The organism is Rheinheimera sp. (genome assembly GCF_020217005.1).
In the GTDB taxonomy this organism is placed as follows: domain Bacteria; phylum Pseudomonadota; class Gammaproteobacteria; order Enterobacterales; family Alteromonadaceae; genus Pararheinheimera.
In genome coordinates this window covers 1-10,000 of sequence record NZ_JAIWOI010000022.1, presented here as the reverse complement: position 1 = coordinate 10,000, position 10,000 = coordinate 1, and the positions used below count along the sequence as shown (strand labels likewise).

The window sequence follows — 10,000 nt, the reverse complement described above, 5'->3', positions numbered from 1 at the left end:
TAAAAAAACTATGGCGGCAATAATTAAAATGCTGCTGCCAATTAAGCGGTTTTTAAAGGCGCTGGTCATACATCTGTCTCCTTTTGCAGCGCTAGAACTGCCGACACTGTAACAAAAGAGCCGAAAATCACCAATAAATCATTAGGCTGCATAGATAACAGCGCTTTTTGGTAACCGGACTCTACATCGGGATAACAGCAATAATTGCTGTGCACTGGTAAATGCTGTACCAGTAAACTAGCCTGTGCACCCCGAGCACCAGGTAAATCAACCAGATGCCACTGATCGGCTAACGGATAGAAAGGTGCCAGACTCTGCTGAATATCCTTGTCTTTTAACATCCCTACCAGCAGATGGACCCGAGCATAACCTGTTTTGATGAACTGGAGCTGAGTCGCCAAATAAGCTGCCGACTGTGGGTTATGCGCCACATCCAATAAAACTCCGGGGGTTTTACTTAACCACTGCATGCGCCCTGGCAGACTTAACTTCGCAAGCACCTGCGCAGTCTGCTGCTTTGAGGGTAATAAAGCTAATACTTCAAGTGCGGTAAGAGCAGTAGCAATGTTCTGCAGGGGCACGCAGGTCAGGGGTAATGCCTCATACCTATTCTGCAAGCCAATCCAGCTAAAGCTAGTTTCGCTGGCTCTGTACCGATAGTCTTTATTGATACTCAAAGGTGTGGCTGCAATATCCTGACTGTATTTCAACACCGACTGCGGAATATCAGTTTCGCCTATCACCGCAGGTTTTCCTGCACGAAACACCCCGGCTTTTTCGCGACCAATACTTTCCCGGTCTGGCCCTAAATAATCCTGATGGTCTAAATCGACTGTGGTCAGAATACTTAAATCAGGCTCAATAATATTGGTTGCGTCCAGTCGACCACCTAAGCCCACTTCAATCAGGCAGATATCAGGTTGCTGTTGTTTTAAAAGATAAAACGACGCTAGCGTGGTGAACTCAAAATAAGTCAGCTCAATATCGCCGCGCAGTTGTTCGATAAAGGAAAAGGCATCACACCAAAGAGAGTCGGCAACATCGATGCCATTAATGCGTAAACGTTCGTTAAACTGCAGCAAATGAGGGGAACTATAGACACCAACAGAAAAACCCTGCACAGCGCAGAGCTGTTCCAGAGTGCGGGCAGTGGTGCCTTTGCCGTTGGTACCGGCGATTAGAATTTTTTTGCCCGGCAGCAGATGCAAATCGGCGCGCTGTGCAATCTTCAGTACACGTCCCAATCCCAGTTCAATCTGATGTTGCGGATGTTTTTGTTCTATATAACAAAGCCAATCCGTCAGGGTCTGACAGGATTGGCTTGCAGGCGATAAAAGATTGGTCATAACACCTTATTAGGCGACGCGGTGCTCCTTGGCAGGAGCTGGCCATCGCATGAATTTAGCCACAAGTCGGGCAATTGTATCGCGCATTTGGCGGCGGTCAACAATCATGTCGATAGCACCGTGTTCCAGCAGGAATTCACTGCGCTGGAAACCTTCAGGTAATTTTTCACGTACTGTCTGTTCGATAACGCGAGGACCGGCAAAACCTATAAGAGCTTTAGGCTCACCAATGTTTAAGTCACCCAGCATCGCCAGACTAGCAGATACACCACCCATAGTAGGATCTGTCAGTACAGAGATATAAGGTAAACCTGCTTCACTCAGTTTGGCTAAAGCCGCGCTGGTTTTTGCCATTTGCATCAAAGACAATAAAGCTTCCTGCATTCGAGCACCACCACTGGCGGAGAAACAGATAAAAGGCACTTTGTTCTCAATGGCATATTCAACGCCTTTAACAAACTTAGCACCTACGACAGAGGCCATAGAACCGCCCATAAAGGCAAATTCAAAGGACGCCACAACCACTGGCATCCCCAATAAAGTACCACGCATCACCACCATGGCATCTTTTTCATTGGTTTCTTTTTGAGCTGCTACAATACGGTCTTTGTATTTTTTGCTGTCTTTAAATTTCAGCAGATCCTGTGGTTCCAACTCTGCGGCTAATTCCACAGCACCACCGGTATCAAGAAAATTATTTAATCTGTCTCTGGCACTGATACGCATATGGTTGTCGCATTTAGGACAAACACCTAAGTTCCGATCCAGTTCTGCCTTGTACAATACAGCGTCACAAGAGGTACATTTAGTCCAGACCCCTTCAGGAATATTACGACGGGACGAAGACGAAGTTCTGGGCAGAATTTTTTCTAACCAACTCATAGTTGTTCCTTGGTAGCGCAGCAGGGCTTGAGCCCAAACTTAGTTTATTGTATGAAAAAGCGCCGATCATGCGGCTAACGGCGCTTATTAAAGCACAAAGCCTTGATAGAACCTATAGCTAACTGGTCTTACTTCAAACGGCGGCTTCACACAAAGTCAGAGCAAAAACTGTCTGGCAGGAACAGTGGCCCCAGTGGCATTTTCGGAATGCCAAAGTGATCAGGGTAGTCCACATCCACCAGATACAAGCCCTCTGCTTTTGCCGTAGCTGCAGCTAAAGTTCTGTCTTTAGCGGCTAAAAGCTCTGCGATCCATTCAGGTTCTTTCAAGCCCATTCCTACTTGCAACAAGCTGCCCGTAATGTTTCGGACCATATGGTGTAAAAACGCATTAGCTTTGATATCCAGCACAATAAACTGTCCAACCCGGCTTAAATGCAGATGCATCAGATTCCGGAAAGGGCTATGTGACTGGCACTGAATGGCCCGAAATGAAGTGAAATCATTTTCACCCAGCAAATGGACAGCAGCTTGCTGCATCAGTTCAATATTTAAGTCCTGATGATAATGACTTAAACCTGCCCCCAGAATAGCAGGTCTGAATTTGTTGTTGTAAATCACATAACGGTAACGACGGGCTGTTGCCGAGAATCGGGCATGAAAATCATCTGAAACCTGTTTAGCCCAGCGTACTGCTATACCATCAGGCAAATTGGAATTAGCCCCCATGATCCAGGCTCGCATATCCCGGTGAGCATCGGTGTCAAAATGTACAACTTGACCAGTCGCATGCACGCCAGCGTCAGTACGCCCTGCACAAGAAAGTTCAATAGCTGCATTGGCAACTTTAGATAACGCAGCTTCCAGATGACCTTGTACACTAGGCACTTCACGTTGCCTTTGCCAGCCAAATAAACCTACACCGTTGTATTCGATACCTAACGCAATTCGCATTCTGACTCCCATCACTTTAGCGGCGGAAGTATATACCCAACTGCCCTTAAGATGCGAGTTTCAGCACAAGGCGAGCCTATAAACGCAGATGAATTATCAGGATTTCTACAGCATGAAGTGTTAGCCCCCTTCATACCGTGAGGGCCAGAGTCAAGGCTCTGCCCCTCACGGTTAAAGTTGGTCTTTTAAGCTTTGAGCTTCTTGTTTGATATGCTCTGGCGCCGCAGAATTCAACACTTTATCTATCAGGTGCTCAGCGCCATCCTGTTCACCAATTTCGATGTAAGCACGGATTAAATCCAAATCGGCAGCGAATCCTTGCTCGGCCGGATCCAGCTCTGGCTCGTGCTGAGCAGCAATAAAGTCCTGATAGTCTTCCAGTCCAACATCTAAAGCGCTTGCGGTATTTTGAGCCAGCTGTGGTTCATCCTCTGAATCATCCAGTAATTTATCCAGTGCAAGTAATGACATCTCCAGCTCATCAGAATCAGACTGCGGCTCAGTGGAAACATTATCTTCGACAATATCCTTAGCGCCTGACTCTAGCTCTGCCACTACGGCGTCGGCAATTTGTTCATCTGCCAAACGGCTATTGACGTCGGCCTGAGCATAGTCAGCCAGTAAGGTATCAAAATCTGTTTCATCCAATGCATCCAGTTCCGCCGCAATGTCTTCAGCCGCCAATTCGGGATCAAAAGCGGACTCTTCTGACAAGTCTGGACTTTGAACAAATTCGTCGTTCAGCTCCTGTACCGTCTCTTCTTCTGCTGCTGCCTCAATTGCAAGTTCTGGCGCAAAATCAGACTCTTCCGGTAGTTCGGGGCTTTGAACAAATTCGTCGTTTAGCTCCTGTACTGTCTCTTCTTCTGCTGCAGCGTCAATCGCGAGTTCTGGCGCAAAATCAGACTCTTCCGGTAGTTCAAGGCTGTGAATAAGTTCGTCATTCGGATCCTCAGCAGTCTCTTTGTCTACCTTAGTTTCAGTTGTCAGTACGGGTTCAGGTTCAGACTCTGCCGGCAGTACAGGGTTTTGAACAAGTTCGTCCTCTAGCTCATCTTCAGACTCTTCTTCTGTTATCGCTTCATCAGAAAATTCTAAATCAGGGTACTCTTCCAGGACTTTACTTGGATTTTCTACAGATAATGTTGCCGCAGAGACACGACTGACTGTTAAATCTTCCTGAAAATCCAGATCGGGAACTAACTCACCAACGGCAGCCTCAAGGGCAGGCTCAGAGAGTTCCTGCCAGGCTTGTTCTGATTCGGCATCTTCTTCTGTATTTCCATGGGTGGACTCTGACTCCGCAGAGTTATCTGCCTGCATCAGCTCAGTTAAATCTGCATGATCGGCATGGAAGTGATTCGGCATCTCCACTACAGGTTCAGCTGTTGGTTCATCGGACAGCAATAAAGCTACGTCGTCAGGGCTGAGTGGATAATCGTCTTCATCAAATTCGAGGCGGCTTACCGTTGTATCAGCGATGTCAGAGGCAGAATTTATCTGCTCCTGTGAATTAACCTCGTCCTGTTCAACTTGTTCCGCGTTTTGCTCTGGCATTGGCTCAGCCCAATCCGCAGCTCCATCCAGTAAAGCGTCAATATCGATATCACTTTCATCTTCAACGGCCAACAGTTCAGGCCCCGATAATTCTTCATCTGCAAGTGATTCGGCAAACTCGTCGAGTTCTGAGCTATCGAAATGAGGTTGTTCCGCTGCTACAACGACCAGATCAGCAACATCTTCGATAGGCTCTTCAAGTAGGCTGGATTGCGCATTATCTTCCGGTAGTGCCGCTTCTGGTTGCGCAGCAACGACAAGCTCGTCAAGTAATGAATCAAAATCAACTTCTTCTACTTCTTCGATTTCATCCAGATTAAACTCATCCGCGTCTGCGATTTCCGGACTGTTAACTTCAAAAGTCTCAGCATCTGGCTCATCCAGCTCAATCTCTTCGATCAGTTCATCCTGCTCATCAAGGTCTGCTGTGGTCTGTTCCTTTACTTGTTGATTCTGTTCTTGCGCCAATTGTTCAGCGACAGCCTGTGCAAATATGTCGTCAGGATTATCCAGCTCAGGCTCTTCATCAAATAATGCCGACAGATCTGCGCCTGATAAAATATTATTAGGATCAAAATCTTTATCTACCGCTTTTGCCGGTTGATCTAACAAGTCATCCAATAGTTCATCATCCATTGAACTGGCATCAAGCAGATCTTTGCTATCGAGTAAATCATCGTCATTCATCAGAATGTCATCAAACTCATCAGCTCTGGTATCCAGTAACATGTCGTCGTGCAGATCAATAGGCTCGTCATCCAGCCTAATCCCTTTACTACCCGTATCCAGCAAAGATTCGTCCAGCGTCATCAAGCTGCTTTCGTCGAAATCAAGGCTTTCATCCAAAGGCGGTAATGGCGAGCGATAACCTGGCTCTTGCTGAGGTACAGCGGTGGCGGCAGTGACAATTTGCTCAGATTTACGGGTACGGCGTTTAATCCAGCCCAAAACAGCAAATAACACAAACAAGGTTGGTAAGGATGCTAACAGCACCCAGGTCAAACTACTGGAGGAAATATTCTGCCACAACTCGGCAAAATTTGTCCCCTGCTGTTCCCGTTCAATCTGAGCTTTTTGCTGAGCCAGCATTTCTGCCTGCTGAGTGACTAAGAGTTGCAACTGATGCTGAATTTCGCTGTCTTTATCCACCTGGGATTTCATTAACAACATTTGTTCAGCCAGTTGATCAAGCTTATCCTTCAAAGCGGTATTGTCGGCCAACACAGCTTCAACTGTCAGTTTCGATTCGGCCAATTTTTCTTGCAAATCAAGTAACTGCCCCTGCTGCTGTCCTTCAACACGGATAAGTTCTTTTTTAATTTCCTGTTTAGCCTTGTCTACGTCTTTTTGCTGAGCGGTATTTACCCCTTGTTTGACTTTGGCGGCAGCGGCAGCACGCACCCTGTCAGCCCAAATCCGATCATCTTCCTCAGACTTGCGCTGTGCATCTACTGCATCAACAGACAAGATTTCATCAATATTCGGAATAGCTAAAAAAGAACCTACATTTAAGTGGTTAAAGTTATCATCAAGAAAAGACTGAGGATTTTTAAGGTAAATAGCGTACATCACCTGATAAATGTTTAATCCTGGGTGAGGTCTCACCTCCTCTGCAATACGCCACAAGGTATCGTTTGGCGTGAGAGGTCCAACCCTGCTGCGATCAGGATTTTCGGTACTTTTTGGCCCTTTAAGACGCACAGTGCTTTCTGCAGTGACGTTAACACTGCATAGCTGTAACAGAATACTGAAGATAAGAAGCCCAACTAAACGCATCGATGATCCTTTAAGGCCGGAGATTATTTTTGCAAACACAAGAATACTGCAAGCATCGTTCCATACTGGAATAGTAAACCAGATGGCTTTCACTGGCTACGCTTAAACTAATTCTGCGTTGTTCTGATATCGGCTGCAGAATCAAATGCTTTAGTAAACAATAAAGGCTCCCTAAGGAGCCTTTATTCAGTTGTCACTTCAACCCAAACTAACTTCAGAGGTAGTCGCGGATTAAATGTTCGGCAATCTGGATACTGTTAGTGGCTGCGCCTTTACGGATGTTGTCTGCCACCAGCCATAAATTAATGCCATTTTCATGAGTGAAATCCTGACGAATACGACCAACAAATACATCATCCTGACCAGTAGCATTCCCCACCTGAGTTGGATAATCGGCATTATCTTCCATCAGTACCACACCAGGAGCATTGGCTAACAAGGCTTTGACTTGCTCAACACTAATTGGCATGCGGGTTTCAAGGTGCACAGCTTCAGCGTGGCCATAAAATACCGGCACACGAACTGCTGTCGCGTTTACGGAAATGCTGGCATCCCCCATAATTTTTTGGGTTTCCCAGTGCATTTTCATTTCTTCTTTGGTGTAACCGTTATCCAAAAATACATCGATTTGTGGAATACAGTTAAAAGCGATTTGACGGGCAAATTTACCACTTTCTTCTAAAGGACGACCATTCAGCAACTGAGCCGTCTCTTTTGCCAGCGCTTCCACGCCTTGCTGACCAGCACCAGCCACCGATTGATAAGTGGAGACGTTAATACGGCTAATACCTACGGCATCATGAATAGGCTTTAACGCCACCAGCATTTGAATAGTGGAGCAGTTTGGGTTGGCTATGATATTGCGGTTACGGAATTCGGCAATAGCATGGGCATTGACTTCAGGCACTACTAAAGGAATATCGGCTTCATAGCGGAAATGCGAGGTGTTGTCGATCACCACACAACCTGCATCCGCAGCGCGAGGCGCATAAGTCGCAGATACACTACCTCCGGCAGAGAATAAACCAATCTGTACCTTAGTCCAGTCAAAGGTTTCAGCATCCAGTACTTCGATTTGTTTACCCTTAAAGGTGACATGGCCACCGGCAGAGCGGCTGCTGGCTAAAGGATAAAGTTTATTTACCGGAAAATCGCGCTGTTCTAAAATTTCAATTAAATGCTGGCCTACTAAACCTGTAGCACCTAACACAGCGACGTCGTATTGCTGAGCCATGGTTATTCCCCTCTGATTACTGGCTACTTTACCCTTCTTACTTGACGCTGCCGCATTGTTGACTGCGCTCTTCGCCCCAGTCACATAGGACTTCTATGCTCCAGGGGTCTCACTCGCTTGTCGCCGCGCTGCAATGTCAATTAATTTGGGTACTAAAACCTAATGTTGTTAAAAACTCAGGCACTTCTTGTCCTGTCAGCCGCACCGAGCTGTATTCACGCCGCGGTGGGTATGACTTTCTAAGCCAGTCAAAACCTTGTGTTTTATTATCTTGCATCATATAGAAACGAAACAAAGCATCGTCCCGGCGCACATCATATAACAGCCGGCTTAAATTTTGGACATCTAAAAGTCCAAAATTTGAATTTATTTTCAGCTCTGAAATTTGTGGTGGTGGTAGCACTTGTGCAAGTGTCTTGTCCGGGACTAACTCTAGCTGACGGCACAAAGCCTGATACAGCATTTCAGTGCCTCTGGCTTTGCCTTCAATGCTATGTCCTGCGATATGAGCACTGGCAATATCCGTATGCGCAATAAGCCGCAGATCAGGCTCTGGTTCGTTCGCCCATACATCCAACACCAGTGCCCTTTTGTGCCCTGATTGAGCTTCAGCCAATAAAGCATCGTTATTGGTCACTTCACCACGACAAGCATTGATCACTGCGCAGTCTGGCTTTAGTAACCTGAGCGTCTGACTATTCAATAAATTTACTGTGGCATTCGCCCCTGTTTTTATCAATGGCACATGAAAACTGACAAGATCAACCTGAGGCAATAACTGCTCGAAAGGTGTGTGTGGAAAATCTGCTTCCGTAGCAGCGCGTTGCGGGTCACAGCACATGACCCGAACAGATAAAGCTTGCAGCGCCTTGACCAACAGACGACCAATATTACCAACACCAACTACGCCTACAGTTTTATCCTGCAAATTCCATTGGTATTTTTCTGCCAATACAAAGATGCTGCTCAGCACGTACTCGACCACAGACTGAGCATTGCAACCCGGTGCACTGCTAAAACCAATACCCCTTTTTAGCAGATACGACTGATCGATATGATCTGTGCCAATAGTCGCAGTACCTACAAACTTCAACTTTGGACTGCGCGAAAGCAATTGTTCGTTTACTTTAGTGACAGAGCGCACCAGCAACACCTCTGCCTCACTAATTTGTGCTGCTGTTAAAGTACGGCCATTGACCAGTGTCACTTCGCCTAAATCAGCAAAAAAATCTTTGACGTATGGCATATTTTCGTCGGCGTATATCTTCATCAGTACCAGTCCTTTACCCAAGTGCTGTTATTGTATCTACAGGCTAAGCGTTGAGCGAATAAAAAAAGGGGACCGCTGACATGGTTTAGCATGCCAGCGGCCCCCCTTTTTTGCACCAGGCTAATTAGCCCTGATATTTTTGCATCACTAAAGTCGCATTGGTGCCGCCAAAACCAAAGCTGTTTGACATTACAGTCGTTAGTTTTGCTTCTGTTGCCTTAGTGATAATGTTTAAACCAGCAGCAGCTTCATCCAGCGTATTAATGTTAATGGAAGGCGCAATAAAGTTATGCTCCATCATCAACAGCGAGTAAATAGCTTCATGCACGCCAGCCGCACCTAAGGCATGCCCTGTCATAGCTTTAGTTGCGCTGATGGCTGGAGATTTCCCGCCAAACACCTGCTGAATAGCACCTAATTCTTTAACGTCGCCGACAGGAGTACTAGTGCCGTGGGTGTTGACGTAGTCGATTGGACCTTTCACGTCTTTCATCGCCATTTCCATACAACGCACAGCACCTTCACCACTTGGCGCCACCATATCGTAACCATCTGACGTTGCGCCGTAGCCCACAATTTCAGCATAAATTTTAGCACCACGGGCAAGAGCATGTTCCAGCTCTTCAATCACCAAAATACCGCCGCCGCCGCTGATGACAAAACCATCGCGGTCAGCATCATAAGTACGGGATGCCAGCTCAGGCGTTTCATTGTATTTAGTAGATAAGGCGCCCATAGCGTCAAATTCCATAGCTAAAGTCCAGTGCACCTCTTCACCACCACCGGCAAAAATAATGTCCTGCTTGCCCAGTTGAATAAGCTCAACAGCATGACCAATACAGTGTGCGCTGGTGGCACAGGCAGAACTAATGGAATAGTTCACACCTTTGATTTCAAAAGGAGTGGCTAAACACGCCGAACAAGTGCTCGACATCGTCTTAGGCACTGCATAAGGGCCCACACGTTTTACGCCTTTTTCACG

7 protein-coding genes are annotated in these 10,000 nt (G+C 46.5%); all 7 read right to left on the bottom strand.

Going from position 1 to position 10,000, the window contains the following annotated elements; all coding sequences use genetic code 11:
- Positions 1-65: 65 nt before the first annotated feature.
- Positions 66-1,346 (bottom strand): bifunctional tetrahydrofolate synthase/dihydrofolate synthase, encoded by a 1,281-nt coding sequence (gene folC, locus LDL40_RS01120; RefSeq protein ID WP_300992863.1) that lies wholly within the window; start codon positions 1,344-1,346, stop codon positions 66-68.
- A 9-nt stretch (positions 1,347-1,355) separates the two neighbouring features.
- Positions 1,356-2,228 (bottom strand): acetyl-CoA carboxylase, carboxyltransferase subunit beta, encoded by an 873-nt coding sequence (gene accD / locus LDL40_RS01115; protein ID WP_300992861.1) that lies wholly within the window; start codon positions 2,226-2,228, stop codon positions 1,356-1,358.
- Positions 2,229-2,374: 146 nt separating this feature from the next.
- Positions 2,375-3,181 (bottom strand): tRNA pseudouridine(38-40) synthase TruA, encoded by an 807-nt coding sequence (truA, locus tag LDL40_RS01110; RefSeq protein WP_300992859.1) that lies wholly within the window; start codon positions 3,179-3,181, stop codon positions 2,375-2,377.
- Positions 3,182-3,352: 171 nt separating this feature from the next.
- The gene (locus tag LDL40_RS01105) at positions 3,353-6,514 is read right to left on the bottom strand and encodes a FimV/HubP family polar landmark protein (RefSeq protein WP_300992857.1); all 3,162 of its coding nucleotides are present in this window, start codon (positions 6,512-6,514) and stop codon (positions 3,353-3,355) included.
- A gap of 214 nt (positions 6,515-6,728) precedes the next feature.
- Positions 6,729-7,748, bottom strand: a complete 1,020-nt coding sequence (locus tag LDL40_RS01100; protein ID WP_300992854.1) for an aspartate-semialdehyde dehydrogenase — start codon at positions 7,746-7,748, stop codon at positions 6,729-6,731.
- Between the two features lie 136 nt (positions 7,749-7,884).
- Positions 7,885-9,018 (bottom strand): 4-phosphoerythronate dehydrogenase, encoded by a 1,134-nt coding sequence (locus LDL40_RS01095; protein WP_300992852.1) that lies wholly within the window; start codon positions 9,016-9,018, stop codon positions 7,885-7,887.
- Between the two features lie 124 nt (positions 9,019-9,142).
- Positions 9,143-10,000, bottom strand: an 858-nt coding sequence (locus LDL40_RS01090) for a beta-ketoacyl synthase N-terminal-like domain-containing protein (protein ID WP_300992850.1), incomplete at its 5' end; no start/stop codon positions are given.

Bases quoted from the DNA above. Each gene is read 5' to 3' on its own strand.
- LDL40_RS01100 (WP_300992854.1), bottom strand. From the start codon at position 7,748: ATGGCTCAGCAATACGACGTCGCTGTGTTAGGTGCTACAGGTTTAGTA.
- LDL40_RS01105 (WP_300992857.1), bottom strand. From the start codon at position 6,514: ATGCGTTTAGTTGGGCTTCTTATCTTCAGTATTCTGTTACAGCTATGC.
- LDL40_RS01095 (WP_300992852.1), bottom strand. From the start codon at position 9,018: ATGAAGATATACGCCGACGAAAATATGCCATACGTCAAAGATTTTTTT.
- folC (WP_300992863.1), bottom strand. From the start codon at position 1,346: ATGACCAATCTTTTATCGCCTGCAAGCCAATCCTGTCAGACCCTGACG.
- accD (WP_300992861.1), bottom strand. From the start codon at position 2,228: ATGAGTTGGTTAGAAAAAATTCTGCCCAGAACTTCGTCTTCGTCCCGT.
- truA (WP_300992859.1), bottom strand. From the start codon at position 3,181: ATGCGAATTGCGTTAGGTATCGAATACAACGGTGTAGGTTTATTTGGC.